The sequence below is a fragment of the Bradyrhizobium sp. T-1 genome, assembly GCF_053592855.1.
Genome location: NZ_CM132115.1, coordinates 5,832,304 through 5,857,554 on the forward strand (window position 1 = coordinate 5,832,304; position 25,251 = coordinate 5,857,554).

A 25,251-nucleotide genomic window follows, 5' to 3' on the forward strand; every position below is an offset into this window, starting at 1 on the left:
ATCCTGTCTCTCGATGGCAGCCCTGCCGGATCCGGCCTGAAAAGGCGGCCCGAGGCCGCCTTCGTGGGCCAGTGGCCGAGCTTACTGGTTGTGGTTCTTCAGGACCTGGTCGCAGGCCTGCGAGATCTTGGCCCGGTTCTCCTTGAGGCAGGCCAGGACGGTGAAATCGCCCTGATCGATGACCGGACGGCAGAACTTCTGCACATCGCGCGTGCAGGCCTTCTGCTCGGCGTCCGTGCCGCGCCCCTGCTGGGCAAACGCAGCCGTGGACAGGGTTGCCGACAGCACGGTGAGAGCGACGAGAAGCTTACGCATAGTATTCCTTCATTCTGACGGCAGAATCGCACCAATCCCGGACAGCACAGGGCGGACGACGGGAACGGATTGCTCTGATGGCAAGTTGCCGCGGAAAGGGCGGCACCGGAGAAGGCCACAAGCGCTGGCAAATGCGGCCAAATTGGCGCCGCGTCACCAAATCAGGTCTTCCCTGGTCCTTCATTGGCAGATGTAAGGGTTTGATACTACGTCATAATTCTGGCAAGCGGCGTTTTACTGCATACCTGTTGCAGGCCTGCATCTGTCCGATCGGCCATTTCGGCTGGAAACACATGGAAACAGAGGGAATCCGGGTCCGGACCATGGCAAGAGCGCTTCGCGAGCCTGCTATCGCAGGCGGTCAGGTCTTGAACCCGGTGGACGCTCTTGAACCTGACACAGGCTCGCAACACTAAACTTTCGATGTGGCGAGACGTTCTGTGATGAGCGGGCGTCGTTCCAAAACGGGATATTGATGATGAAATTCTTTGGGCGATCTGAACTGGCGATCAAGGCGGCCGGCATTGGTGCGGCGCTGCTCTTCTCAGTTGCGGCAAGCCATGCTCAGTCGTCCGGGCCGTTCGCCGGCTTCGACGGGGCGTGGACCGGCACCGGCACGGTGTCGCTGTCCGACGGCTCGACCGAGCGCATCCGCTGCAAGGCGGACTACAAGGTCGCCGGCACCGGCCTCGCGCTCAAGCAGGCGCTGCATTGCGCATCCGACAGCTACAAGTTCGACCTCACCAGCGACGTGACCAGCCAGGGCGAGCGGATCTCCGGCAACTGGAGCGAATCCAACCGCAACATCTTCGGCAATCTGCAAGGTACCGCCGGCGGCGGCCAGATCGACGTGTTCGTCGAGGCCAACGGTTTTGCTGCCAATCTGTCGCTGCGCACCAACGGCTCCAAGCAGACAGTGCAGATCTCGTCCAAGGGCGAGATCCGCGGCGTCAACATCACGATGACAAAGGGCTGATCGCCCTTCCCGCTTCGATCGGAACAAGCCCCCGGTTCTCGCGAGCCGGGGGCTTTTTGCTGAGATGGACCGCCGTGCAAGTGCCCCGTTCAATCCTTTTGCGCGACGCATTCGCATCGGCACCTGAAATAGACCGCATCCGGATCGCGGCCCCAGGCCTGCCAACCGGCTAGCGCGGCCTCGATCTCCTCGTCGGTCGCCAGCGCCTTGTTCAGGAGTTGCGGCCCGAGGCCAAGGAGGCTCCGCCTCGCATCCGTGACGGCCTCCGCGCGGCGCGCAGCATCAGCGCTGTGATTGACGTAGCTTGCGCCGGTCCACACCGGCGTAAAGCCGTGCGCGCGAAGAATGGCACTCTGCCGGCGGCCGAAGCGAAGCGCGTCGGGATCGTCGTGCTCGTACCAGCGCTGCCAGAGCTCGAGCGCGAGGCGCACCCCGTCCAGCTCGGGATAAAGAATGTTGCCGCCGGCATCGGCATCTCGCGTACCCAGCACCCCGCCTGGCTTCAGCACCCGCCGCGCCTCCGCCAGCGTTTGCGCCAGCGTCGCCTGGCTCTGATGATAGAGCACTGCATGAAAGAATACCGCGTCGAACGCATCGTCCTCGAACGGAAGCGTGGTCATGTCGGCTTCGACAAAGGACAGATTGGTCGCGCCCGAATGCGCGGAAAGCTGACGGGCCACCATGATCGCGTTCGGCTCGATGTCGACGCCGATGGCGGCGCCGACGATCCCCGCAAGCGCGGCCGTGATCGTTCCCGGTCCGCAGCCGACGTCGAGCAGCCTCATGGCCGGCGTCAGGAACGGGACGAAGAACGCGGCCGCCTCGCCACCCCGCTTCTGCTGAAACGCCGTGATCGAGCTGTCGTGCTTCGTATCGCGCATCGAGCCTCCGAACTGCAGCTAGTGTGCTGCGATTCGGTGGCGGCGAGATGACCCCGCTCAGATCGCCGGCTTGTCGGGCCCCTGAAGCTTGGCGTGCAAATTGATCAGCCACATCGCGGTCGGCCGCAGGATGAAGAGGTCGGCGACCAGCGCCGCCACCATCGAGAAGGCGCTGAGCCAGCCGAACAGCCGCAGCGACGGCAAGTCCGAGAACACGGTGACGACGAGGCCGCAGGCCAGGACCACCGTGGTCAGGATCAGCGCCGGACCGACCAGCACGGTCGCACGTTCCACCGCGAGCGCCGAACCGACGCCGGGCTTGCTCTCCAGCCGCAGACGGTTGAGGAAGTGGATGGTTGCGGAGAGGCCCAGGCCGAACGAGACGGTGAGCGCCACCACGCTAGCAAATTGCAGCCCCTCCCCCATCGCCCACAGCACCGTTCCCGACATCACCACCGGGAAGATGCCGGGCAGGATGCAGGCAAACATCACCACCCAGGAGCGGAAGGCGAGACCGATGAAGATCGCGACCAGCGCGAATTCGACGGTGAGACCGCGATTCAGCTTCTCGATCATGCCGGCCGAGTTGCGGGCGGCGATGGCGGCAAGACCGGTGACGGCAACCTCGTAGCCGGGATGCTTCTTGCGGACGGCGTCGAGCTCGGAATCGAGCTTGTCGACGATCGGCAAGAGCTGGCTGGAGTCCTTGTCCGGCACGCGGCCGGCCACGACCACCGCATCCTGCTGCGCGTCGATGAACCGCCGCACCAGATGCTCGGGGATGACGTTGACATATTCCTGGAGCGTTGCGACGTCGCTGCTGCCGGCCTTTTCCGCCAGCCAGCGGCGCAGCGTCTCCAGCGACCAGACATTGCCGACGCCGGCCGCTTTCTCGACGGTCGCGTGGACGTCCGCAATGGTCTGCAGCGTCTCCGGCGAGTAGAGCGTTTCACCCTTGGGGAGCTGAATCAGCACGTTGACCGGATTGGCGCCGGTCAGCTTGGCATCGAGCCGGTTGCTGGCGGCAACCGCCTGGCGCTTGTCCGGCACCTGGTCGGCGAGCCGGTAGCGCGGCTGAAGATTGGCGTAGATGACGCCGAGGCTGGCGACGAACAGCAGCGCGATCAGGCTGAACAGGCCGGGCCGGCCGACCATGCGCACGGCGATCCAGTAGCAGAAATTGCGCAGCGCCTGCACGCCGGCATCGGCGCTCTGGAACTTGACCGCAAAGATCTTCTCGTTGCGCACGAACAGCACGCCGAACACCGGCACCAGCGACAGCACCGTGACCAGTGCGATGATGGTCGCGGCGAGGCCCGCCTCGCCGAATTTGCGGATCAGGTCGGAGTCGGAGAACTGCAGCGCGATGAAGGAAATGCCGGCGGTGCCGTGCGTCAGCACGCAGGCCGGGCCCACCACCAGCACCGCGTTCTTGAAAGCGGTGAACTTGTCCTGGCCCGCGATCAGCCGGTCGCGCGCGGCGAAGGTGAGCTGCATCGAGTCCGAGAATGAGATCACCATGATGAGCGGCGTCATCACGTTGAGGAACATGTTGAGATTGAAATTGGCCCAGCCGAGCGCGCCGAGCGCGATCAGGATCGCGATCATCGGCGGGAATGCCGCCACCACCATGAACGAGATCTTGCGGAAGAAGATAATGGCGATGACGCAGCCGGCGAGGATGCCGAGGATGTTGTAGGTGAGGCCGTCGCGCTCGACCGCGTTGCGGATCTCGAGCTGCATCACCGGCACGCCGGAGAGCTGCACGCTGAGCCCGGTGTCGCCGAGATCTTCCTTCATCAGCGCGCGGATGTCGCCGACCGTCTTGGTGAGCTTGCTGGAGGCAACCACCTCCGGATCGAGCGACAGCACGATCAGCGCGAGCGTGCCATCCTCGGACAACAGCTTGCCGCGGATGATCTCGTTGTTCTTGACGGTCTCGATGAACTTGTCATAGGCCGCGCCCTCCGGCAGTTCGGAGGGGAACAACGCGGCCGGCAGCTTGCCCGGCGCCGGCGCCTGGCGCGCCGAGAACAGCGAGACCAGGCCGCGCGTGCCCTCGACCAGCTGCATGTCGGTGACGAAGTCGCGCAGCTTCTCAAGGTTGTTTCGCGCCAGGAGTTTCTGGCCCTCGACCACAACGAGAACGTCGAATTCCTCGGCGGGGAACTTCTTGGTCACCGCTTCATACTGGCGGAATTCCGGCGTGTTGGAGCGGAACAGCTGCGACAGCGAATCGTCAATCTTGATCCGCTCAATGCCGAACACGGCGCCGACGATCAGCGCGAGCAGAATGATGCAGGAGACGATCGGTGCCCGGACCGCAATCAGCCCGAGACGCTCCAGCCCGAAGGCAATTGAGGACGCAGGCCCCTGCTCGACCTTGTCGACATGAACCTCATTCTCGCGGTGCTTTTCGAGCATGCCTTGTCCAGTTCCTAAATCGGCTCTAGCTGTGAGCTTGTTGCGCCCCGCGAACGGCTTGAAAACGCCATACCAATGGGAGGCTTGCCCTTTGAAAATGCGCGGAAAATCGCCGGCAGCGGTTTAGCAGGTCAATGGCCCGACTCGCAAGCACGCCAACGGGCTCCGAATCGATCAAGATGCGGCGATTTTGCCGGAATGCCCGTCATTCGGGCAAAGCCGTGCCAATTCGACGCGGCGCGCGGTCGGCACTCTCGTCCTTGAGCGCTACGCCGGTGACCTCCCGTGCCAATCCTTCGCGGACGAGCCAGGCGATCTTGAGGGCCGCCTCTTCATAGCTCAACCCGGCCTTGTGGATGTTCGACACGCAGTTGCGCTCTGCATCGGTCAGGCCGGGCATCGGCGCGAAGGTCAGATATGCGCCGAGGCTGTCTGGCGCGGACAGGCCCGGCCGCTCGCCGATCAGCATCAAGACCATGCGGGCGCCGAGAATGGCCCCGATCTCGAAGCCGAGTGCAACCCGCGCGCCTGAGGCGACGACGACATGACCGATCGCGACAGCGTCGCCCTGCGCAAGCATCCCAAGCAGGCTGTTCGACAGCGCGACCGCATGGGCATGGACCGCGGCCGCCGACAATCCATCGCCGATGACGATCGCGAGCTGGCATGGCGCGACGGCACGATCGGCCAGCGCCGCGGCAGAGCCGGCATCGAGCTGCCGGCCGAGATCCGGCCGGCGCAGATAATCGCTGCGATCAGCAGCCCGGCTCCTGACCTCGGTGGCGGCAAGGCCGAGCGCACTGATCCCGGCCACGAGACGCGGGGCGTCGAAGACGGCATGTACGGCGTCACGGGCGCGGGCGTGAGCCAGCGTGAAGTCGAGCAGCGGCTTGGTCGGCAGGCTCGCACCGCTGCGCCCGAGCGCGACGCGCGCAGGCGTGAACGCTCTGAGATCGACGGTCGGGCGCGCCGGAACGGGCTCGTCGCTCATTCGGCGGGAACGGACGCTTCACGCAGCCGGATCGAATAATTCGAAGCGTTCTGCTGGCCGGTTGAAGCCGCCCGCGCGAAGGTGATGAGATGATGCGCGATCATGGTGCAGCCAATCAGCCCCTCGATGTCGCCGCGCTTGATGCGCCCCAGCGCAAACTTCCAGAACACGCGCTTGTAGTCGCCGAGCACGCCGACCTTCCAGAAGATATTGCGCAGCATGACGAGCCCGCGCCGGATGTTTGGCCAGGTCTTCATCTCTTCCGGCACCGGCATCTTGAGACGGTGCACATAGACGTGGTCGCATTGATACTGGAAGCGCGCATAGACCTTCTCGGGCTCGTAAGCCACGCCCATGGCGTGCTTCCAGGACGCGACGACCTCGTCATACGGCAGCAGGAAGTTGACGTTGGAATCGCGCCCCTCATCATCGATCAGGCGCCCTTCCCGCTCCAGCCGGTCCCATAGCGGCGTCTTCGGCAACGCCTGGAGCAGGTTGATGGTGAGCAGCGGAATCCGGGACTCCTCGACAAAGGCGAGCAGCGCCTCCGAGGTGTTCGGCTTGTCGGTGTCGAGGCCCATGATGATGCCGGACACCACCTCCATGCCGTAGGAGTTGATGGTGCGCACGCCCTCCAGGATCGGGACCATCATGTTGTGGTCCTTGTGCATCGCCTTCAGCGCGTCGGGATCCGGCGTCTCGATGCCGCAGAAGATGGTGATGAAATAGGCCTCGCGCATCTTCTCGAGGATTTCCGGGCGTTTTGCGATGTTCAGCGTCGCCTCGCAGGCGAGCCGCATCACATAGCCGGTCTTCTTCTGCCATTCGATCAGATGCGGCAGCAGGTCCATCGCGGCCTTGCGGTTGCCGATGAAATTGTCGTCGACGAAATAGACCGTGTCGGTCATGCCGCATTCGCGCAGGCGATCGAGCTCGGCGATGATCTGCTCCGGCGTCTTGATGCGCGGGTTGCGGCCGTAGAGGCCGGGAATGTCGCAGAACTCGCACTGGTAGGGACAGCCGCTGGAATACTGGATGCTGCCGAGGAAATACCGTTTCACGTCGGCAAGCTCATAGGCCGGGATCGGAAACTCCGTCATCGGCACCCGATCCTTGGTGGTCAGCACCACCTGCTGCTCGGGACGAGACGTATCGCGCGACAGGATTTCAAGCAGCTGGTTGGTGGCGTCGCCGAGCTCGCCGACATGGAGATAGTCGAACGACGGATAATAGTCCGGACAGGCGCTGACCGAGGGGCCGCCAAGCGCGACCGGCAGGTCGAATTCATGGGCACGGCGGCAGATGTCGTTCATCTGCTGGCGCTGGATGTGCATGCCGCTGACGAACACGGCTTCCGCCCACTCGAACTCTTCTCTGGTCGTGCGGCGGAGATTCTCGTCGACGAATTTGACCTGCCATTCCCTGGGCAGATAGGCCGCGAGCAGCAGGAGTCCCTGCGGCGGCATGAAGGCTCGGACACCGTCCGTCAGCGGATAGGCGTGCTCGAAGGTCCCGAACGACGACGTGTAGCGCGGGAAGACGCAGAGAATGTGCCGGCTCGTTCCGTTGCTTTCAGCGCGCATCGAACTTCCCCCAACCACGTTCTACGAACGGTACTGACGAGGTCTCCAGACACATAGCGTAACGCTGCGGCCGGATTTCCTCAATATTGTGGCACCGAACTAATTCGTGAGACGCGCCAATGGTTTCCCCGGTTCACGCCGAAGGGTGGAAGTTTTTTCGCGTTAGGCGATCAGCCGGGAGGCAAAATCGGGCAACAGGCCTGCATCGCCCGCAAGGCGGAAATCGGCGCCTACAATACCCGACTGCACCAGCCAGTCGTCGAACTCCGGGGCGCGGGCCGCACCGAAGACATCCCGGACATAAAGCGCATCGTGGAAGGAGGTGGACTGGTAATTCAGCATGACGTCGTCGGCGCCGGGGACGCCCATGATGAAGGTGACGCCGGCGGCGGCAAGCAGCGTCAGGAGATTATCCATGTCGTCCTGGTCCGCCTCGGCATGGTTGGTGTAGCAGATGTCGATCCCGAGCGGCAGGCCGAGCAGCTTGCCGCAAAAATGGTCTTCCAGCCCTGCCCGGATGATCTCCTTGCCGTCGTAGAGATATTCCGGTCCGATGAAGCCGACCACGCTGTTGACCAGCAATGGCGCAAAGGCACGTGCGACGGCATAGGCGCGCGCCTCGCAGGTCTGCTGGTCGACACCGTGATGGGCGTTGGCCGACAGCGCCGAGCCCTGCCCGGTTTCGAAGTACATGACGTTCTGACCGACCGTGCCGCGCTTCTGCGACAGCCCGGCTGCCTGTGCCTCCTTCAGCAAAGCGAGGTCGATGCCGAAGCTGCGGTTGGCGGCCTCGGTGCCGGCGACCGACTGGAAGACGAGGTCGACCGGTACGCCCTGCCCGATCAGCGACAGCGTCGTCGTGACATGGGTCAGCACGCAGCCCTGCGTCGGGATCTTCAGCCGGGCGATGATCTCGTCCAGGAGCCGAAGCAATTGGGCAATCACGGCGGGATCATCGCTCGCCGGATTGATGCCGATGCAGGCATCGCCCGCCCCGAGCAGCAGGCCGTCGAGGATCGAGGCCGTGATGCCCCTGCTATCGTCGAAGGGATGGTTGGGCTGGAGCCGCGTGCTCATCCGGCCCTTCAGGCCGATGGTGTTGCGGAAGGCGGTGACGACCTCGCATTTCCTCGCCGCCAGAATCAGGTCCTGGTTGCGCATCAGCTTCGAGACTGCGGCCGCCATCTCCGGCGTGATGCCGGGCGCAAGCTTGCGCACGGCTTCCGGCGTGGCGGCGTCCGACAGCAGCCAGTCGCGAAAGCTGCCGACCGTCAGCGAGGCCACCGGCGCAAAGGCCGTGGCGTCATGGCTATCGATGACGAGGCGGGTGACCTCGTCGGCTTCGTAGGGGATGACCGCTTCGTTCAGGAATTGACTTAAGGGGACGTCCGCCAGCGCCATCCGCGCGGCGATCATCTGCTCGGCGCTGCCTGCGGCAATGCCGGCCAGCCGGTCGCCGGAGCGCGGCGGCGTCGCCTTGGCGAGGAGGTCGCGCAGGTCGGGAAAAGCGTAGGTCGTGGCATCGATGGTGTGGCGGTAGACCAAAGGCCCCTCCGGGTTTCGTCGGCCAGTGGCCGAGTACAGCGATCTTGAGACCATGCCTTTGGATCAAGACGCTGAAATATCTTACCTTTCCTTCGACCAAGGGCGAAGGGGGCGAACGGCCGCGTTAACGCCACATCCATCTTCGTTCTGCATAGTTTTGCATCAAATTTAAACGACCCGTGCTCACCGGCCGCTGCTGGCCGTTCCAGGCCCTGAAACATCATGACATCAGACCGATCCGGGAATGCCGCCAGCCTGGCTGGGCGTTTCACGCTTGCCACCAAGCTCTACGCGATCTTCGCGTTGTTCGCCCTGCTCACCGCGGCGATCGCGATGCTGTCCGACTACAACAGCCGCCGCAGCGCCGAGCTGACCAGCGCGATCGAGACGGCGAACGCGGCCGCGCTGAACGTCGAACGCGTCAACTCGCTGGTCTACGCGGTCGTGATGGAATCGCGCGGCGTCTACATGTCGACCGAGCCGGCGGTGGTGAAGAAATACGGCGACGGCCTGCTCAAGTTCAACGAGAAGATCCTGGGCGTGGTGAAGGGTTGGGAGAGCATCGTCAAGTCCGATGATGCCGAGCAGTTCGCCACCTTCAAGAAGCGCATCGAGCAGTTCGTCGAGTTTCGCAAGGAGCTGGTGCGCCGCGGCGTCGAGATCAATGCTGCCGCGGGCCGCGAATGGGGCGACAACGACGCCAACCGCGCTGTGCGCTCGGCGCTGAACAAGGATCTCGAGGCGCTCTCCAAGGTCTACGCCGAGCGGGCCAAGCAGATCGCGCGCGAGACCGAAACCAACCGCACGCTGTCCTTCATCCTGACCTGCCTCGGCGGCGTGGCGCTGGCACTGGTCGTGATCGGCGTCATCATCATCGCCCGCTCGATCGCCCGGCCGCTGGCCGCGATCACCGCGACCATCAAGCAGGTCGCCGACGGTGCCGAGAATGTCGTGGTGCCGCACTCAGGCCGTGCCGACGAGATCGGGGCGCTCGCCCGCGCCATCGAAGTGTTCCAGGACGCGATGGGGCGCAACCGCAAGCTCGCTTCGCAGGTATCGCAGGATTCGGCTGCACGCGAAGAACGCGCCCACCACATCGAGCAATCGGTCGACGCGTTTCGCGAAGCGATCGGCGCGATCATGCACGGCCTCAGCGACAACGCATCCGTCATGCGCGAGACCGCGCAGACCATCACCCGCGTCACCGCAGACGCGAACAGCCGCGCCGGCACGGTGGCGAACGCGACCGAGCAGGCCTCGCACAGCGTCACTGCGGTCGCTGGGGCGGCCGAGGAGCTGTCGGCCTCCGTCGAAGAGATCGGCCGCCAGGTGCGCCACAGCGCAGGCGCAGTCGAGCAGACCGGCCAGCGCACCGAGAAATCGATCGCCGAGATCGAGAGCCTCGCCGCGGCCACCCAGCGCATCGACGGCGTGCTGACCCTCATTCAGACGATCGCCGAGCAGACCAACCTGCTCGCGCTCAACGCCACCATCGAGGCCGCCCGCGCCGGTGATGCCGGCCGCGGCTTTGCCGTCGTCGCCCACGAGGTCAAGGCGCTCGCAGGCCAGACCGCGAAGGCGACCGCCGACATCAGCGAGAACGTCGCGATGATCCAGTCCTCCACCCGCAATGCGGTCGATGCGGTGCGCGAGATCGGCGGCGCGGTGCGCGAGATCAACGAGGTCACCTCGGCAATTGCCGGCGCCGTCGGCCAGCAGGACCAGGCGACGCGCGAGATCTCCTCCAACGCGCAATTGGCGGCCCAAGGCAACGAGACACTGGTCGCCAACATCACCTCGCTGCGCGACGCCATCGGCGAAACCGACACGGCGGCATCGTCCGTGCTGACGGCGGCAAGCAGCCTGACCGCCACGGCGGACACGCTGTCGCGCGAGGTGGAGAAGTTCTTCCAGAACCTGAGGTCGGACAGCCGCATCGCCAAGGTGGGGTGATGCCGTCCGCAAGGCCGGCGGTGGGCCGAGCGGACAAGAAACGGGAAAACAACCCCATGCACCGTAGGCGAGGTGAGCCAAATCGATGGCTCGACCGCCAAAGCGCAACAACTACCGATTTTACGAAATCTATTTGACTCGTCGGGCAAAACACCGGCATGATGTCATCGTGCGCGCAGTAGCTGGCAGCCGGCCGCAACAACAGATGAAGGTCAAAGTCAAAATCTGCGGGCTGACCACGCCGGAGGCCGTTGACGCTGCGGTGAAAGGCGGTGCAACTCATGTTGGGTTCGCGTTCTCCCGAAAGCCCTCTGCTGGCCGTGTGACCCCCGAACAAGCCGCCGAATTGGCGGCGCGCGTTCCCCGTCATGTCCGGAAAGTTGGCGTCTTCTTCGAGCAGGACAGCATTTTCTTCATGGCGGCGATCAGTGCTGCGAAGTTGCACATCCTGCAATTCAATGGAATCGAGCGACCATCGGGGATTGCCGGAACGGCTGTTTGGGGCGTCGTACCGGTCCGAACTGCCAGGGACCTGCGCGCGGTCACAATGTGGGAGGGCGTGGCCGATCGCGTCCTTTATGAGTTCAAGCCGCCAGATGGTGCAGAGCCCGAACCAGCCTCCGCGACGTCGGGTAATTGGGAACTGCTCCGCGGGATCAAGCATCCCTTGCCGTGGGCGCTTGGAGGTGAACTTGATCCCGCCAATGTAGCCAAGGCAATCAATCTCACCGGTGCAAGGATGATCGATGTCTCGTCGGGCCTTGAGAGTGAACCGGGGATCAAAGATCCGGGCAAGATCTCAGCGCTCCTCGATGCCGTGCACTCATTGTGAAGCGCGTCGCGAGTAGGATGGGTAGAGCGAAGCAGTCGACAGGGCACGCGATCGGATCGTCGAATCGATATTTAAAGGTGGGCGATCGCGATATCGAGGAGCCGATGCGCTTGATGCGCAAGCCCGCAGATGCGATGACCGCGCAAGGCGCCCCGGCCTGAAAATCGATCACGGACCCATTGCCGATGAACAAGACCAACCGCGTGCTGTTCCTCTGCACGGGCAACTACTACCGAAGCCGCTACGCCGAGGAACTCTTCAACCATCAAGCCGGGCTCGTAGGACTGGATTGGCAGGCATTTTCGCGCGGCGTCGCCGAAAACCTCTTCCCTGAAAACGTCGGGCCGATGTCGCCCTACACGCTGGACGCCCTGCGCGCGAAAGGCATCGCGGCGGGCGGCGCTGCGCGATATCCTGAGCTCTGCACGGTCGCCGACTTTGCGGGCGCGGACCATGTGGTCGCGCTGAAGGACGCCGAGCATCGCCCGATGATCGAGCAACGCTTTGCCGGCGTCGCCCATCGCGTCGAATATTGGAACGTGGACGATATCGAGTTCCTCGATCCGCAGGCGGCGCTGGGCAAGATCGATGAGCTCGTCGGGCGGCTGATCGGGAGCCTGCAACGCCACTCCCGATAGACGGCGCCCAGCCCCGCGCTTACACCGTCAGCAGTGTCTTGATCGCGCGGCGCTCATCCATCGCCTTGTAGCCTTCGGCGACCTGATCGATCGGCAGCGTGAGATCGAACACCCTGCCCGGCTGGATCCGTCCATTAAGCACGCGGTCCATCAGATCGGGCAGGAACCGCCGCACCGGCGCAGGACCGCCCATCATGCGGCGCTGGGCGAAGAACAACGCCCGGCCATCGAAGGTCACGCCATGGGGAACGCCGACGTAGCCAATGGTGCCGCCGGGCCGCGTGCATTCGAGCGCTTGCGACATCGCTTCCTGCGTGCCGACGCATTCGAGCACCGAGTCGGCGCCGACGCCCCGGGTCAGCTCCTTGACCCGCGCGATACCCTCCGCGCCGCGCTCGACGACGATATCGGTCGCGCCGAACGCGCGGGCCAGATCCTGCCGCGTCTTGTGACGGCTCATGGCGATAATGCGCTCCGCGCCCATCTCTTTCGCCGCAAGCACGCCCATCAGGCCGACCGCGCCGTCACCGACCACCGCGACCACGGAGCCTTGCTTCACATTCGCAGCATCTGCGGCATACCAGCCGGTACCGAGCACGTCGGAGGTCGCAAGCAGATGCGGGATGAGATCGCGCCCCGGCATCTCCGGAGTTGCGACCAGCGTGCCGTCAGCGAGCGCAACGCGCGCGTAAGGCGCCTGCGCGCCCGACATGAACTCACGCTGCTCGCACGACGACTGGAAGCCGAATTTGCAATGCGGACAGGTGTTGTCCGACAGGCAGAACGAGCCGACGACGAACTGGCCGGGCTTGATGGTCCGCACCGCGCTGCCGACTTCGACGACCACGCCGCAATATTCGTGACCCATATGCGCTGGCCCGTCCTGCGGTTGCAGACCGCGATAGGGCCAGAGATCGGAGCCGCAGATGCAGGTCGCCGACAGCTTGATGATGGCGTCAGTCGGATGAATGAGCTTCGGATCGTTGACGCTTTCGTAACGGATATCGCCGGGTCCGTGGAGGACGGTTGCTTTCATTGTCATGCTCCTTTGGCGGCGGGGCGCCATACTGCTCGTCCGTCACCCGCTCCATCCATGTGACCGGGTTGCCGTCGAGCGATTCCTGAATCGCGATATGGCTCATGGCAGACGTCGCAGACGCGCCATGCCAGTGCTTCTCGCCGGGTTCGAACGAGACGACGTCGCCCGGACGGATGCATTCGACCGGTCCGCCCCAACGCTGCACACGGCCAAGGCCGGAGGTCACGATCAGCGTCTGGCCAAACGGATGCGTGTGCCACGCCGTGCGCGCGCCGGGCTCGAAGGTGACGTGATTGCCGGCGACGCGCGAAGGGTCGACGGCCGGGAACAGGGGATCGATACGGACCACGCCGGTGAAATACTCGGCCGGAGCCCGGACCGACGGTTGCGAGCCTGCTTGCCGAATTTGCACCTGTTGTCTCCTTGATGCGAACGGCCCCGTTTGCGTCGATCACCGAGGACTCGCGCTCGCTTCCACGGAAACACACATAGCGGCCCGGGCAACGCCCGATTAGTCGATATAATTTGCTTGCATTAATCGATGCAGGCCATGAATAGTGACGGCCATGGCTAACCAGGATTTCAACGACCTGCTGGCCTTCCTGGCCGTCGCCCGCGAGCGCAGCTTCACGAAGGCGGCCGCGAAACTCGGCGTCGTGCAATCGACGCTCAGCCATACGATCAAGCGTCTGGAATCGCAGATGGGCCTGCGGCTTCTCACGCGCACGACCCGAAGCGTCGGCCTGACGGAGGCCGGCGAACGGCTTCAGCAATCCGTTGCCCCTCGCATCGACGAGATCGAGCGCGATATTGCCGCGTTGATGTCACTGCGTGACAAGCCGTCCGGCACCATCCGGATCACGCTCTCGGAGCACGCCCTGAAAAAGGCCGTCTGGCCGAAACTGGTCGGGATCCTGAGGACGTACCCGGACATCAAGGTCGAGTTCGACATCGAGACGGCTTTCCGCAACATCGTCGAGGACGGATTCGATGCCGGCATCCGCCTCGGAGAGAGTGTCGAAAAAGACATGATCGCGGTCCGCATCGGCCCGGATTGGCGGCTCGTTGCGATCGCCTCGCCGGCATATCTGAAGGAGCATTCGAAGCCGAAGCACCCGCAGGACCTCCTGAAGCATGTCTGCATCAAGCGACGCGCGGCGGCCGGCGGTCATTATGTGTGGGAGTTCGGCAGGAACGGCCAGGATCTCAGGGTCCGCGTCGAAGGACAAGTGACGTTCAACGATTCCCACGCGATGATCGAGGCTGCCATCAAGGGCTTCGGCATTGCCTATGTCCCCGAAGACATGGTGACGCGGCACGTCCGGTCCGGCGAGCTCGTCATCGTGCTCGACGACTGGTCACCGACCTTCGACGGCTATTACCTCTATTATCCAAGCTCGCGGCAGAATTCGGCTGCATTCAAGGTGATCGTCGACGCGCTCCGGCATCACGACACGCGAAGAAAACGCAGCTAACGGTTCTCAGGTGTGCTTCGACAACGAAAAGCCCCGGCACGAAGGCCGAGGCTTGCGATGCAGTCCGCGTACATCCGGCGAACCAATCGTCACGTGAAAGACTAGCTGCGAATCTTGAACAGATGATGACGAAGTTTTGGCGCCGACAAGATGTCGCGGGAGGTTGGAACCGGATCACCCGATCTCGTCGCGGAGATAGGCCTCTGCACGTTCGAGCAGACGATCAATCGACTCATTGGCGGTATCGAGCACCAGGTGGTCTCGATCCCAGGGTTCATAGTGCCGGCACAGGATGTCATTCCAGGTCGGCAATTCGAGGCCAGTGATGTCGGACCTGCGGGCTTCCGCCCGCTGCCGGTGCAAAGCCGCATCGCTGCAAATCACCTCGATCTCGGCGATCCGTGCTGACATCTGCAGGGCCGTCCGCCGCCAGCCGTCGCGGCTGGCCGGCACCGGATTGACGCTATCAGCGACAACCACGCGGCCGAGCCTCAGATTTTCAGCCGCCAGCGCGTTGGCGACGACGTAACCCATCGGACCGACATCATGGCCCGCAGTGCGCAATGCCTGTTCGATCGCATCGACCCGGACATAGGTTGCCGCGAGCCGCTGTGTCAGTTCGCGCGAGAGCGTCGTCTTTCCAGTACCGGGAAGGCCGCCGAAGACGATGAGAATGGGGTGCCGACTTCTCATGCCCCATCATCCATTGGCACGCGGGTGCCTGCAATGGGCCGCGCAGCCCCATGGTCTCAGAGCATCATGGAGGCGATGGCCATCAGGCCGATCGCGGTCAGCCCCCAAACCAGCGCATGCAAAGCCCACGGTCGCATCGTTGCACCCAGCGCATGTCCTGCTCATGACAGGGAATGCCCCAGGCGCGGTGCGCACGTTGAGATAGATCAATAGCTGAATAGGAGCGCGGAAACGGCAGCCACGGTGAAAGCACCAGCCGCAACGACAACGACACGTATGACCAGTTCGCCGTCCATGCCCAAAGTTAACCTATGACAGGGCTGAACGCCTGTGCAGTTTGTGCCAAAACGGCAGCGGGGGCCCTATGGGAGGCGGCGGCAGCCCTTCCGCCGCCTGGCTTGCAAGACGGATTCGCGCGGCGCCGGTCCACCGCCTTGCCGTCGTCTGCGGCCTGTCGATGGACCGAAGGGCTGTGCCGTTGTCAGCGATGAGCGTTTAGCCGACCGGTCCCGGAGTCCAATCGTCGCCGGCCAACGGCCTCACGGTGACGTCGGGAATGACTCCGAGCTCCATGCTTGGATCGAAATGGCGCATCGTTCGCTCATTGAGATCGATGATGCGGCCGGGCTTGAGCGGTCCCACGTCGTTGATCTTGACGATGACCTTCTTGCCGACGGCCTCAACGAGCGCAAATTTCGGCCTCGCCCCGAATTGGACTCCGCCAAATTTCCGACGCAGGCTCGTCTTGATGGCAGCGGTCCAGACCGAGGGATCGTACCGCTCGCCGGAAGCCGTGCTCGGGCCGCCCTCCTCCTTGCCGGGTTTGAACGGATTATACGTGGACGCTGCGCCGACGATCACATCTCCGCAGGCGGCATCGACGACGGCGCTTGCATGAACCCCACTTGCTTCACTACGGGCAACAGTCACAGAAACGCCAAGCGCAACCAGGGCGCCGCAAATTGCGGCGCTCGAGCGGAACACCATCATATCTCCTTTGATTTTCGTGCGGTTCCCGATGCCGCAGAACATGGCCAAGCGAACGCGTCAGCGTTTCTGAACTTGCGCCAGTCTCTTGCGAATTTGGGCCAACCCCTGGCCGTGGAACCGTTGCGAGAACCTGAGCGGTCCCCGCGTGTTTTCGTTGTCGCTGTCTAAGACAGGGAATGAGTCAGCAACATGGCCCCGGCGGCCATGGACCTCGATCCCCGCAGTCTTACTGCACCCAGCAAATGAAGATCCATTGCGCAACACCCGTGAGAACCGCAATCGCGCGGAACTTTGGGCGATGTGCACATCGATGTGCATATCATTGTCTTGCAACAGGAAGCGCTAAAGCGCGATGAAATTGGGATGAAGCGTCATCGCGCTTGAGGGCCGTAGTTTGAGCATGATCTTTCCGGAAAAGCGCTGCGCACTTTTCCGGATCATGCTTTAGCCTCCGATGACGCCGCCGCGCTTGATCAGCTCCTTGCCGACGGCGGCGAGATGCACCTGATCCGGGCCGTCGCCGATGCGGATGAAGCGGGCGTAGACATAGGCGCGCGCGAGGAACGTGTCCTGCGACACGCCGGCGGCACCATGGATCTGGATGGCGCGGTCGATGACACGGGCCGCCATGCTGGGCACCACGATCTTGGCGGCGGCGATCAGGTCGCGCGCGGCCTTGTTGCCCTCGCGGTCCATCTTGTCGGCGGCTTGCAACGTCAGGAGCCGCGCCTGCGCAATCTCGCAGAAGGAGTGCGCGATGTCCTCGCGCACCGAGCCCTGCTCGGCGAGCGGCTTGCCGAACGCCGTGCGCGACACCGACCGCTGGCACATCAATTCCAGCGCGCGCTGGGCGCAGCCGATCAGCCGCATGCAATGGTGGATGCGGCCGGGGCCGAGCCTGCCTTGCGCGATCTCGAAGCCGCGGCCTTCGCCGAGCAGCATGTTCTCGGCGGGCACGCGGACGTTCTCGTAGACGATCTCGGGGTGGCCGACCGGCGCATCGTCATAACCGTAAGTGAGCATGTCGCGAACGATGCGCACGCCGGGCGTATTCCGGGGCACCAGGATCATGGATTGCTGGCGATGGCGGTCGGGATGGTCGGGCGCGGTCTTGCCCATCACGATCAGGATCTCGCAATCCTCGTTCATCGCGCCTGACGTGAACCATTTGCGGCCGTTGATGACGTAATCGTCGCCGTCGCGCGTGATTGCGCATTGGATGTTGGTGGCATCGCTGGAGGCAACCTGCGGCTCCGTCATCGAGAAGCCGGAGCGGATGCGGCCTTCCAGCAGCGGCTTCAGCCAGCGCTCTTGCTGCGCCTTGGTGCCATAATTGGCGAGCACCTCCATGTTGCCGACATCCGGCGCCGAGCAGTTGAACACCTCGGGCGCCCAGAGGATGCGGCCCATGATCTCCTTCACCGGCGCGTATTCGAGATTGGTGAGGCCAGATTTTGTAAGATCCGGGCCATGCTCGCCGGAGAGGAACAGATTCCAGAGCCCCTGCTCCCGCGCGAGCCGCTTCAGGTCCTGGAGCACAGGCGGCGTTCTGTAGCGCGCGGCTTCCGGCTTGACCTGCTCGTAGTAGAGCTCCTCGACTGGCTCGACATGCACCCGCATGAACTGGCGGACGCGCTCCTGCAGCTCGAGCGAACGGGCAGAGTGTTGAAAGTTCATGGTGGTCTCCTATTCGCCGACCATGCGTCGGTCTCGTAGGGTGTGCAAAGCGGAGCGTGCCCACCGTTTCTTTCGAATCATTGTTAGATGATGGGTACAGCGCACGTGCGCCTTTGCCCGCCCTACGGTACCGAACGAGTGGTGAGAAACCCCTCACGTCCCGCGCATCTGCTCGCTCGCCACGATCCAGTCGTCGCCGTCGAACTGGAGCATATAGCCGTCCTTGATCGGATGGTGTTGCCGATCTTGATCTCGGTGTCGGTGACACCTTTAGGATTCTTGTGCGAAGGCGGGCGCGGACAGACAGGCGCCAGCGCAGCGGCCAGGGCCAAAGCGGCTTTCATGGTTTCTCCCCGGTGATGATCGTCCGCGCGAAACGATCACGCGGCGTGCCCTTTTGCCAGCGCGCCGGCTCAGCGGAGTTCCGCAAGATGGTCTTGCGTCGAGTTGCTGATGCGCTAGTGCCGCTGCTTCAAGCCGAAGCCCAGGCTGATCCAGCCCGCGCCCGCCATGATAAGATCGATACCGAGGAACAGGCCGAGAATGTAGACGCTGTTGACCGGCCAGCGCGCCACGATCAACAAGCCGAGCAGCAGCGTAATGGCTCCGGACAGCGCCACCCACACCCACGGGCTCTCGCGCTTCATACTGAAGGCGAGGAACAGCCTGACGGCGCCGGATGCAATCAGCGATGCGCCCAGAAACAGCGTCAGCAGAACCGCCGCAAACAGCGGGTTGTCGAAGGTAAGGAAGCCGGCGATGACATAGAGCACGCCGAGCAGCACCCAGATCAGGAACTTGCCCCAGCTCTTCATCTGGAAGGCACCGATGATCTCGGCCGCCCCCGCGACGATCATCATGGCGCCGACCACGAGGACGCTCGCTACGGTCGCCATCACCACGCTACCGAGCGCGACGAAACCGGTGATGAGGTAGACGACGCCGAGGGCGACGATCCAGCCCCATTTGGCGTGCAGCGCTGCGATGCCGGAGCCTAGACTTGAATCACGGCTTTGAGACGTATCCGACACACTTGTCATGACGCTACTCCTGCATGTGATGCCCCAGAGCGCATCCCAGGATAGCATGGCGCCGGGACGACAGCCAGCAGATCAGCCCCGCCGCCACCAGCGTTGACGCAGATCAAGCGTGCGACTGCTCCATCTCGAGCTCGGCCTTGAGATTGTCGAGATCGCGGTAAATTGAGGCGACTGCGAGCACGCGGCCGTCCTTGCGGTACTTCAGTAGGCAATCCTTATCCCTGATGCTGCCGTCGATGGCGATGTCGTCAAAGCTCTCGGCGTGGCCGACATAGTTGATCGGCACATCGTAATGCTGGCTCCAGAAGAACGGCACGGCATCGAAGCGCTCGCGCTTGCCGAGCATGTTCCGCGCCGCGGTCTGGCCCTGCCGTTCCGCGACCACCCAGTGCTCGACGCGGATGGTTTGCCGCGAATGCGGATCGGGCCAGCGGGCGATGTCGCCGGCCGCGAAGATGCCGGCGATGCTGGTCTCGAGATATTCGCTCACGCTGACGCCGCGGTCGGCCGCAAGCCCCGCCTGCTCCGCAAGCGCTAGGCGCGGCTTGACGCCGATGCCGACCACGACGAGGTCGGCATCGATCACGGCGCCGCTCTTCAGCTTGGCGCGCGCGCCATCGAACTTTTCCACGGTGTCCTTGAGGTGGAAGACCACGCCGTTCTCTTCGTGAAGCGCGCGCACGAAGTCGCCCATCTCGGGCCCGAGCACCTTCTGCATCGGCCGCTCTTCCGGCGCGACCACGTGCACCTCGATCTTGCGCGCCCGCAAGGACGCCGCGACCTCGAGGCCGATGAAACTCGCGCCGATCACCAGTGCGCGCTTCGCGCTGCCGGCGGCCTTGATGATGGCGCGGCTGTCGGCCACAGAGCGCAGGGTGTGGACATGCGGCTGGTCGGCGCCGGGGATCTGGAGCTTGATCGGCTCCGCGCCGGTCGCGAGCAGCAGCCGATCAAACGACAGCTTGTCGCCATTGCCCAGCGTGACGCTGCGCGTCTTCGGATCGATCGCCGCGACGTTCGTGTTCAGCCGGAGATCGATGCCCGCGTCCTGATAATAGTCCTCGCCGCGCAGCGGCAGCCAGTCCTCCGGCGCATTGCCGGCGAGGTAATCCTTGGAGAGGTTGGGCCGGTCGACCGGCATCGCGCCGTCACTGCTGAGCATGGTGATGGCGCCGGCAAAACCCTCGCGGCGAAGCGTCTCGGCGGCCGCGAAGCCCGCCGCACCGCCGCCGACAATGACGAATTTTTCCGCTGTCGGCGCGCTGCGATGAGCCATTGAAGGTTTGGGTGCCTCGCGCTTGCGCGCAACGATGATCCTGTCCCGGTCGCGCGTGATATCCCACACCGCCAGCGCGTTCAGCGCTGGCGGACGCGTTGCCTCGCCCGACCGCAAGGAGAAGCAGGCGTGATGCCAGGGGCAGCGGATGGTGTCGCCGACCACGAGGCCCTCGGCGAGCGGGCCATGGTAATGGCTGCAAGACGGCTCGATCGCAAAGATCTCGCTGCCGGCCTGCACCAGCAGGACATCCTCCTCACCGACATGACCGAGCAATTTGCCGTCCTTGAACGCGCCGAGCGCAACGCCTTTGGTCAGGTCCGGGCCGCTCGGCTTTTTGTCTTCGGTCATGGTTGTCTCCTTGCATCGTCTCCTTGCGGATCAATCGTCCGAATTGGCCAGCCCCAGCAATTCCTGCCGCGTCAGCGCATTGTCACGGAACACGCCGAGCATGCGGCTGGTCACGAGATCGGTCCCCGGCTTGTGCGCGCCGCGCGTGGTCATGCAGTGATGCGTCGCCTTGATGATGACGCCGACGCCCTGGGGTTTGAGCACGTCGTTGATCGTGTTGGCGATCTGCGCGGTCATCTTCTCCTGGATCTGGAGGCGCTTGGCGTAGATGTCGACGAGACGCGCGAGCTTGGAGATGCCGACGACGCGCCCTTCCGGGATATAGGCGACCCAGGCCCGTCCGACGATCGGCGCCATGTGGTGCTCGCAATGGCTCTCGAAGCGGACGCCGCGCAGCACGATCATCTCGTCGTAGCCTTCGATCTCCTCAAAGGTCTTTTGCAGGATTTCGGTCGGATCCTGCGCATAGCCGGAGAAATATTCTTCAAAGGCACGCGCGACGCGATCCGGCGTGTCGCGCAAGCCATCGCGCGCGGGATCATCGCCAGCCCAGCGGATCATGGTGCGGATCGCCTGCTCGACCTCCGCCCTATCAGGCCGCTCGCTCGGCGCCTCTGCGACCGCGACACGTTCCAGCCTGCGTGCCTGTGACTTCATCGGAAACCTCTCCTGCAACGAGCCGCCTACAGACCGGCCCCACAGCTTGGACGGCTGCGATCGGAAAAGGTTCCCGGGATCAGGAAAAATCGGAAGAGCGCAGGAAAGGCGGCTCTACGAGGCCGCCTTCCGGACGTCGAGCACGGCCTGCGCCCATTCCGCCGGCCGCTCCTGCGGCAGATTGTGACCGGCGCCGGCGAACACCCGCCGCTCGAAAAAGCCCTCGAACTTGCGCGCGTGATGGGCGGTGCCGGTATTGACGCCGTCGCTGTCCCCGTCGATCGCGATCGTGGCGACGCGGACCGGCGGCTGTTGGGCGAGCTTCGCCTCGATAGCCGCATAAGCGGGATCGCCCTCGACCAGCGCGAAGCGGTGGCGATAGGAATGGATCACGACGTCGACGAAATCAGGATTGTCGAACGACACAGCGCTTCTCTCGAAGGTGTCGTCGTCGAACTGCCATCTCGGTGACCACATCGCCCAGAGCTGGCGGGCAAAGCCGCGGCGATTGCGCTCCAGCGCGCGGCGGCCGCGTTCGTTGTGGAAGAAATATTGGTACCACAGCGCGGCCTCTTCCGGCGGCGAGGCCGGCTCCATCGCGCGCGCGATGTTCTGGATGTTGTAGGAGTTGCCGGAGACGAGCCCGACCACACGCTCGGGGTGCAGCACCGAGACCACGCAGGCCGCGCGACCGCCCCAATCATAACCGCCGACGACGGCCCGCGCGATGCCAAGTGCATCCATGAAGGCCAGGAGATCGGCGCCGAGCGCCGCCTGCTCGCCCGAGCGCAGCGTCGCCGCGGAGCGAAAGCGCGTTGGCCCATATCCGCGCAGCCAGGGCACCAGCACCCGCGCGCCTGCCTGCGCGAGGAGCGGCGCGGTCTCGGCATAGGCGTTCACATCATAGGGGAAGCCGTGGCCCATGATGCAGGGCCAGCCATCCGGCGCGCCGTAGTCGAGATAGGCGATGTCGAGGACATCCGTGAGGATTGTTTTTTGCTGCATGATTAGCTCACGGATTCGGCGGCCGAAGCCCGTTGGCTCCTTCCGGGCTACAAGAGTACCGCTACCTCTGCGGTCCGGACAGCGAGATGTCGCGCTCGGCGCGGAAGACGTTGCTGTAGAGATTGGCGATCCACTGCCGGCCGATCTCGGTCTTGTTGAGATAGCCGATCTCGGTCTGGATATGCGGTGCGACGCTGTTCCAATAGAACTGTGGATAGCGGTTCACGATGTCGGCAGGCGAGTCGTAGCCGAGTTGGCGGTTCATGCCGACTTCCTCGAACTCGTAATAGAGCGCATTGGCCTTGCGCAGATAGTTGGGGTCGCCGAGTTGCCCGATGAAATCGGCCGCGCGCAGGATCGAGGCGTCGTCGTCATACTCCTGGCCTTCCCGAGCCGGAAAACGCGTCCCCTCGATGGCGCGGGCGATGCGTTCCGGGTCGAGCCCCGGAATATGTCGCAGCCGCCGCGTCACGTAGAGTTTGGAGCGGTCGACGTGATACATCATCAGGCTCGCGTCCGACGCACCGCGCGGCAACGAGACCTTGGTGTCGGCGGCATCGATCACGAAGCCGTCGACGTCGTCCTCCTCGAACAGGCCGCGAACATAGCCGATATCGTGGGCAAGGCAGGCGATCAGGACGTGGACGTAATCCTCGGCCGTCAGGTGAACATGGAGACTTCGGCCACTCAGGATGGAATGGCCCGCCAGCGTCACCAGCATCGTATGCTCGACGTTATGGTAAAGCGCATCGCTGTTGCCGATGCATTCCATCGCTGTGCGGGTTGCGCTCTCGACGATGCTTGCCGAGGTCTCGCCGTACCGACGCCGCATGAACGTGCCCAGCAGCTTCTCCAGGGATTCAGCCGCCAGTCGCGGTAACGTCATCATGGATGCAGCCCCGTCTGTCGGTGGTGTCCCACGGTAACTCCCGACGCCTCATTCTCGTGTTCGATGTCAGCATAGCCCAATCCGGGGCGATGGGCCAAATCCTGGAGCAAAAATACGTAAATATGATCCTGTCCCGCCGCGCAGCATCACGGTTGCGGTGATGGCTCGATGCATCCACAGGCTGGGCCGAGCGACGCTTCGCCAGCCCGGCCATTGGCCGACCGTTCATCTTGCGATGGATGTGTGCGCAGCCGGATCAGGGAACCTGCACCGCGAAGCGGACGGTGGCGTCAATTCCCCCGCGCAAAGCGCGCGAGCATTCCCTCGAACGCGACTTTGATCCTGCGGATATAAGGATCCTTGTAAGGAAATTCCGGATTCTGGTCGTGCACCAGCATGGAGGCGTTGACCTCGAACACGACCAGTTGGCCGTCAAGGTCGAGGGCGCAGTCGATGCCGAAATAGTCGAGGCCGATGCGATCGCGAATGACTCGCAACGCCGCGTCATGGGACGGGCCGAAGACCTGCCCGGGCGCGCGCAGGAAGCCCTCCTCCTCGCTCTGCATCCAGGCGTGATGCGCCATGTCGGTCGCGTCGCGATGGAGCTTCCAGTCGTCTCCGATCGCCAGATGGTAGGGCAGGATTTCCTCGCCGATGAACAAGAACCTGTATTTGCGGTAAAAGCCGTCGGCGGAGCGATAGTCGATATAGTCGATCAAATAGCGATCATGGCCCGCGTGAGCCGTGAGGAACGCGGTCAGCGCCGCGATATCGTCGAGCTTCTCGAAGACGTCGCCGCCGTGCATGCCGGCCTGGCGCGCCAGCACGGGAAAGGCGAGGTCGAGGCCGTCGGGAAGTCCCTCCCCGGCCACAATGCGCAACGTGCGCGGCACGCGGCAGCCCGCGACGTCGGCGAGTGCCAACGCGGTGGCGTCGCGCGTGGTGTTCTCAATCTTTGCGGGATCGTTGACGACCGGCTTGCCGAGGCCTCGTGCGATCGCGGTGGCGACAGGAAGCACCTCCGCGCCTTGATCTGCGTCGGAGACGAGGTTGACGACGACGTCGGCCTCGTGCGCCAGCAGGGCGACATCCGGCTGGCTACCTGGCAGCAGCGACAGAATGCTGGTCTGGTACGCACAATCCCTGAAGAGAAATTCGACCGGCGTGTTGCCGACGAAGGGCGCAAACAGCGCCAGCGCCCGAAACGCCGGCCGCGATTTGGCGGCGGGCCTGCGCAGGATCGGATGCACTTGTGCGGCACGGGCGTAGGCGGCCTGCGCCACCTCCAACTCGCCCCGCGCCTGACGGATGGCTCCAACCCAGTAGAAATTCTCGGCCTGCTCTGGAGCCAGCGACACCGCCCGCTCGAACTGCACGAGCGCCTCGTCCGTCTCGCCAAGCTCGAAGCAGACCTTGCCGAGCTGGCTGCGAAGCGCGGCATCCTCGGGGGTCTCCTCGAGCAATTCGAGCAACAGCGTTCTTGCGATCGCGAACTGCCGCGTCGCCACCAGCGCCTGGACCAGATTCGTGCGCGAGGGCCGGTGGCCCGGATTACGCCGGAGCGCCTCGAGGTAAAGCGAAATCGCGTCCTGGGCCTGGCCGCTGCGCTGATGAACGATGCCGAGATTGCACCAGCAGGCGACGAGATGCGGCGCGATCCGCAAGGCAGCCTTGTAGTTTGCGGCCGCTGCGGCGATGTCGTCGGAGAGCATGAACGCATTGGCAAGAGCGGCGTGAAGATCGGCAACGCCGTCGACCACCACACCGATCGACGCCGTGGCTGCAAGCGCGAGCCCGGCCTGAAAGATCGCGATCGCCCGCTTGATCTCCCCGCTCCGGTAGTGCTCACGACCCGCGCGCAACAATTCGGAAACGCTCGGCGGATCGGTCTCCGCCGTCGGGAAGGCCATCGATAGTGACGTCATGCGGTCTCCGGAAACGTCGCCGTGAAGGTGACGCCATGCAAGGTCCACGCGATCGCCACCTGTTCGGCGGTGTCCGTCAGCAACACGGGGTCCTCG

21 protein-coding genes and 1 pseudogene are annotated in these 25,251 nt (G+C 64.0%); 5 read left to right on the plus strand and 17 right to left on the minus strand.

All coding sequences use genetic code 11. From position 1 onward, the window contains the following. Positions 1 to 81 precede the first annotated feature (81 nt). Positions 82 to 315 carry a hypothetical protein gene (locus tag ACWAT4_RS28100; protein WP_027533949.1) on the minus strand — a complete coding sequence of 78 codons (234 nt, stop codon included), beginning with the start codon at positions 313 to 315 and terminating at the stop codon, positions 82 to 84. Between the two features lie 478 nt (positions 316 to 793). Here ACWAT4_RS28100 and ACWAT4_RS28105 point away from each other — a divergent pair, with 478 nt between their 5' ends. Continuing rightward, positions 794 to 1,291: a hypothetical protein gene (locus ACWAT4_RS28105; RefSeq protein WP_212303809.1), complete on the plus strand. Its 498-nt coding sequence runs from the start codon at positions 794 to 796 to the stop codon at positions 1,289 to 1,291. Between the two features lie 89 nt (positions 1,292 to 1,380). Here the strand turns inward: ACWAT4_RS28105 and ACWAT4_RS28110 are convergent, their stop codons facing one another. The 5 genes from ACWAT4_RS28110 to ACWAT4_RS28130 form a co-directional block, all read right to left on the minus strand. After that, the gene (locus ACWAT4_RS28110; protein WP_212303798.1) at positions 1,381 to 2,172 is read right to left on the minus strand and encodes a class I SAM-dependent methyltransferase; all 792 of its coding nucleotides are present in this window, start codon (positions 2,170 to 2,172) and stop codon (positions 1,381 to 1,383) included. A gap of 57 nt (positions 2,173 to 2,229) precedes the next feature. Continuing rightward, on the minus strand, positions 2,230 to 4,596 hold the full coding sequence (locus tag ACWAT4_RS28115) for an efflux RND transporter permease subunit (RefSeq protein WP_212303797.1): 2,367 nt from the start codon (positions 4,594 to 4,596) through the stop codon (positions 2,230 to 2,232). A gap of 205 nt (positions 4,597 to 4,801) precedes the next feature. After that, entirely contained in the window at positions 4,802 to 5,587 is a 786-nt protein-coding gene (eutC, locus tag ACWAT4_RS28120; RefSeq protein WP_449728604.1) for an ethanolamine ammonia-lyase subunit EutC, read from the minus strand. Continuing rightward, positions 5,584 to 7,170 (minus strand): B12-binding domain-containing radical SAM protein, encoded by a 1,587-nt coding sequence (locus ACWAT4_RS28125; RefSeq protein ID WP_449728605.1) that lies wholly within the window; start codon positions 7,168 to 7,170, stop codon positions 5,584 to 5,586. Before ACWAT4_RS28125 ends, eutC begins: the two co-directional genes overlap by 4 nt. 162 nt (positions 7,171 to 7,332) lie before the next feature. After that, positions 7,333 to 8,715 carry an ethanolamine ammonia-lyase subunit EutB gene (locus ACWAT4_RS28130; RefSeq protein ID WP_449728606.1) on the minus strand — a complete coding sequence of 461 codons (1,383 nt, stop codon included), beginning with the start codon at positions 8,713 to 8,715 and terminating at the stop codon, positions 7,333 to 7,335. A 222-nt stretch (positions 8,716 to 8,937) separates the two neighbouring features. Between ACWAT4_RS28130 and ACWAT4_RS28135 the strand changes: the two genes are divergently transcribed. The 3 genes from ACWAT4_RS28135 to ACWAT4_RS28145 all read left to right on the plus strand — a co-directional run bounded on the left by ACWAT4_RS28135 (position 8,938) and on the right by ACWAT4_RS28145 (position 12,138). Next, on the plus strand, positions 8,938 to 10,668 hold the full coding sequence (locus ACWAT4_RS28135; protein WP_449728607.1) for a methyl-accepting chemotaxis protein: 1,731 nt from the start codon (positions 8,938 to 8,940) through the stop codon (positions 10,666 to 10,668). A gap of 85 nt (positions 10,669 to 10,753) precedes the next feature. Continuing rightward, positions 10,754 to 11,500: a phosphoribosylanthranilate isomerase gene (locus ACWAT4_RS28140; RefSeq protein WP_449728608.1), complete on the plus strand. Its 747-nt coding sequence runs from the start codon at positions 10,754 to 10,756 to the stop codon at positions 11,498 to 11,500. A 185-nt stretch (positions 11,501 to 11,685) separates the two neighbouring features. Further along, a complete protein-coding gene (locus ACWAT4_RS28145; RefSeq protein WP_212303791.1) occupies positions 11,686 to 12,138 on the plus strand; it encodes an arsenate-mycothiol transferase ArsC in 453 nt (150 codons plus the stop codon). 19 nt (positions 12,139 to 12,157) lie between these two features. Here the strand turns inward: ACWAT4_RS28145 and ACWAT4_RS28150 are convergent, their stop codons facing one another. After that, on the minus strand, positions 12,158 to 13,174 hold the full coding sequence (locus ACWAT4_RS28150; protein ID WP_449728609.1) for a zinc-dependent alcohol dehydrogenase family protein: 1,017 nt from the start codon (positions 13,172 to 13,174) through the stop codon (positions 12,158 to 12,160). A 28-nt stretch (positions 13,175 to 13,202) separates the two neighbouring features. Then, positions 13,203 to 13,589, minus strand: a pseudogene (locus ACWAT4_RS28155) ((R)-mandelonitrile lyase); the annotation flags it as partial. Positions 13,590 to 13,743: 154 nt separating this feature from the next. On the opposite strand from ACWAT4_RS28155, the gene ACWAT4_RS28160 reads away from it, so the two are divergent. Next, the gene (locus ACWAT4_RS28160) at positions 13,744 to 14,652 is read left to right on the plus strand and encodes a LysR family transcriptional regulator (protein ID WP_212303788.1); all 909 of its coding nucleotides are present in this window, start codon (positions 13,744 to 13,746) and stop codon (positions 14,650 to 14,652) included. 174 nt (positions 14,653 to 14,826) lie between these two features. On the opposite strand, the gene ACWAT4_RS28165 is transcribed toward ACWAT4_RS28160, so the two are convergent. The 9 genes from ACWAT4_RS28165 to ACWAT4_RS28205 form a co-directional block, all read right to left on the minus strand. Next, positions 14,827 to 15,345: a P-loop nucleotide/nucleoside kinase family protein gene (locus ACWAT4_RS28165; RefSeq protein ID WP_212303787.1), complete on the minus strand. Its 519-nt coding sequence runs from the start codon at positions 15,343 to 15,345 to the stop codon at positions 14,827 to 14,829. Positions 15,346 to 15,840: 495 nt separating this feature from the next. Then, positions 15,841 to 16,335 (minus strand): septal ring lytic transglycosylase RlpA family protein, encoded by a 495-nt coding sequence (locus ACWAT4_RS28170; RefSeq protein ID WP_212303786.1) that lies wholly within the window; start codon positions 16,333 to 16,335, stop codon positions 15,841 to 15,843. Positions 16,336 to 16,779: 444 nt separating this feature from the next. Next, on the minus strand, positions 16,780 to 18,012 hold the full coding sequence (locus ACWAT4_RS28175) for an acyl-CoA dehydrogenase family protein (RefSeq protein ID WP_449728610.1): 1,233 nt from the start codon (positions 18,010 to 18,012) through the stop codon (positions 16,780 to 16,782). Positions 18,013 to 18,470: 458 nt separating this feature from the next. Beyond that, the gene (locus tag ACWAT4_RS28180) at positions 18,471 to 19,052 is read right to left on the minus strand and encodes an HdeD family acid-resistance protein (protein ID WP_212303784.1); all 582 of its coding nucleotides are present in this window, start codon (positions 19,050 to 19,052) and stop codon (positions 18,471 to 18,473) included. A gap of 103 nt (positions 19,053 to 19,155) precedes the next feature. Then, a complete protein-coding gene (locus tag ACWAT4_RS28185) occupies positions 19,156 to 20,679 on the minus strand; it encodes an FAD-dependent oxidoreductase (RefSeq protein WP_449728611.1) in 1,524 nt (507 codons plus the stop codon). 30 nt (positions 20,680 to 20,709) lie between these two features. Continuing rightward, a complete protein-coding gene (gene folE / locus ACWAT4_RS28190; protein WP_212303782.1) occupies positions 20,710 to 21,336 on the minus strand; it encodes a GTP cyclohydrolase I FolE in 627 nt (208 codons plus the stop codon). Positions 21,337 to 21,450: 114 nt separating this feature from the next. Next, on the minus strand, positions 21,451 to 22,341 hold the full coding sequence (locus ACWAT4_RS28195) for an alpha/beta fold hydrolase (protein ID WP_212446407.1): 891 nt from the start codon (positions 22,339 to 22,341) through the stop codon (positions 21,451 to 21,453). 61 nt (positions 22,342 to 22,402) lie between these two features. After that, positions 22,403 to 23,230: a metal-dependent phosphohydrolase gene (locus ACWAT4_RS28200; RefSeq protein ID WP_212303780.1), complete on the minus strand. Its 828-nt coding sequence runs from the start codon at positions 23,228 to 23,230 to the stop codon at positions 22,403 to 22,405. 290 nt (positions 23,231 to 23,520) lie between these two features. Further along, entirely contained in the window at positions 23,521 to 25,155 is a 1,635-nt protein-coding gene (locus ACWAT4_RS28205) for an ATP-grasp domain-containing protein (RefSeq protein ID WP_449728612.1), read from the minus strand. Positions 25,156 to 25,251 lie beyond the last annotated feature (96 nt).

Bases quoted from the DNA above. Each gene is read 5' to 3' on its own strand.
- ACWAT4_RS28110 (WP_212303798.1), bottom strand. From the start codon at position 2,172: ATGCGCGATACGAAGCACGACAGCTCGATCACGGCGTTTCAGCAGAAG.
- ACWAT4_RS28100 (WP_027533949.1), bottom strand. From the start codon at position 315: ATGCGTAAGCTTCTCGTCGCTCTCACCGTGCTGTCGGCAACCCTGTCC.
- ACWAT4_RS28125 (WP_449728605.1), bottom strand. From the start codon at position 7,170: ATGCGCGCTGAAAGCAACGGAACGAGCCGGCACATTCTCTGCGTCTTC.
- ACWAT4_RS28135 (WP_449728607.1), top strand. From the start codon at position 8,938: ATGACATCAGACCGATCCGGGAATGCCGCCAGCCTGGCTGGGCGTTTC.
- ACWAT4_RS28185 (WP_449728611.1), bottom strand. From the start codon at position 20,679: ATGACCGAAGACAAAAAGCCGAGCGGCCCGGACCTGACCAAAGGCGTT.
- ACWAT4_RS28170 (WP_212303786.1), bottom strand. From the start codon at position 16,335: ATGATGGTGTTCCGCTCGAGCGCCGCAATTTGCGGCGCCCTGGTTGCG.
- ACWAT4_RS28105 (WP_212303809.1), top strand. From the start codon at position 794: ATGAAATTCTTTGGGCGATCTGAACTGGCGATCAAGGCGGCCGGCATT.
- ACWAT4_RS28150 (WP_449728609.1), bottom strand. From the start codon at position 13,174: ATGAAAGCAACCGTCCTCCACGGACCCGGCGATATCCGTTACGAAAGC.
- ACWAT4_RS28160 (WP_212303788.1), top strand. From the start codon at position 13,744: ATGGCTAACCAGGATTTCAACGACCTGCTGGCCTTCCTGGCCGTCGCC.
- ACWAT4_RS28195 (WP_212446407.1), bottom strand. From the start codon at position 22,341: ATGCAGCAAAAAACAATCCTCACGGATGTCCTCGACATCGCCTATCTC.
- ACWAT4_RS28180 (WP_212303784.1), bottom strand. From the start codon at position 19,052: ATGACAAGTGTGTCGGATACGTCTCAAAGCCGTGATTCAAGTCTAGGC.
- ACWAT4_RS28175 (WP_449728610.1), bottom strand. From the start codon at position 18,012: ATGAACTTTCAACACTCTGCCCGTTCGCTCGAGCTGCAGGAGCGCGTC.
- ACWAT4_RS28140 (WP_449728608.1), top strand. From the start codon at position 10,754: ATGGCTCGACCGCCAAAGCGCAACAACTACCGATTTTACGAAATCTAT.
- ACWAT4_RS28200 (WP_212303780.1), bottom strand. From the start codon at position 23,230: ATGATGACGTTACCGCGACTGGCGGCTGAATCCCTGGAGAAGCTGCTG.
- ACWAT4_RS28115 (WP_212303797.1), bottom strand. From the start codon at position 4,596: ATGCTCGAAAAGCACCGCGAGAATGAGGTTCATGTCGACAAGGTCGAG.
- eutC (WP_449728604.1), bottom strand. From the start codon at position 5,587: ATGAGCGACGAGCCCGTTCCGGCGCGCCCGACCGTCGATCTCAGAGCG.
- ACWAT4_RS28165 (WP_212303787.1), bottom strand. From the start codon at position 15,345: ATGAGAAGTCGGCACCCCATTCTCATCGTCTTCGGCGGCCTTCCCGGT.
- ACWAT4_RS28205 (WP_449728612.1), bottom strand. From the start codon at position 25,155: ATGACGTCACTATCGATGGCCTTCCCGACGGCGGAGACCGATCCGCCG.
- folE (WP_212303782.1), bottom strand. From the start codon at position 21,336: ATGAAGTCACAGGCACGCAGGCTGGAACGTGTCGCGGTCGCAGAGGCG.
- ACWAT4_RS28145 (WP_212303791.1), top strand. From the start codon at position 11,686: ATGAACAAGACCAACCGCGTGCTGTTCCTCTGCACGGGCAACTACTAC.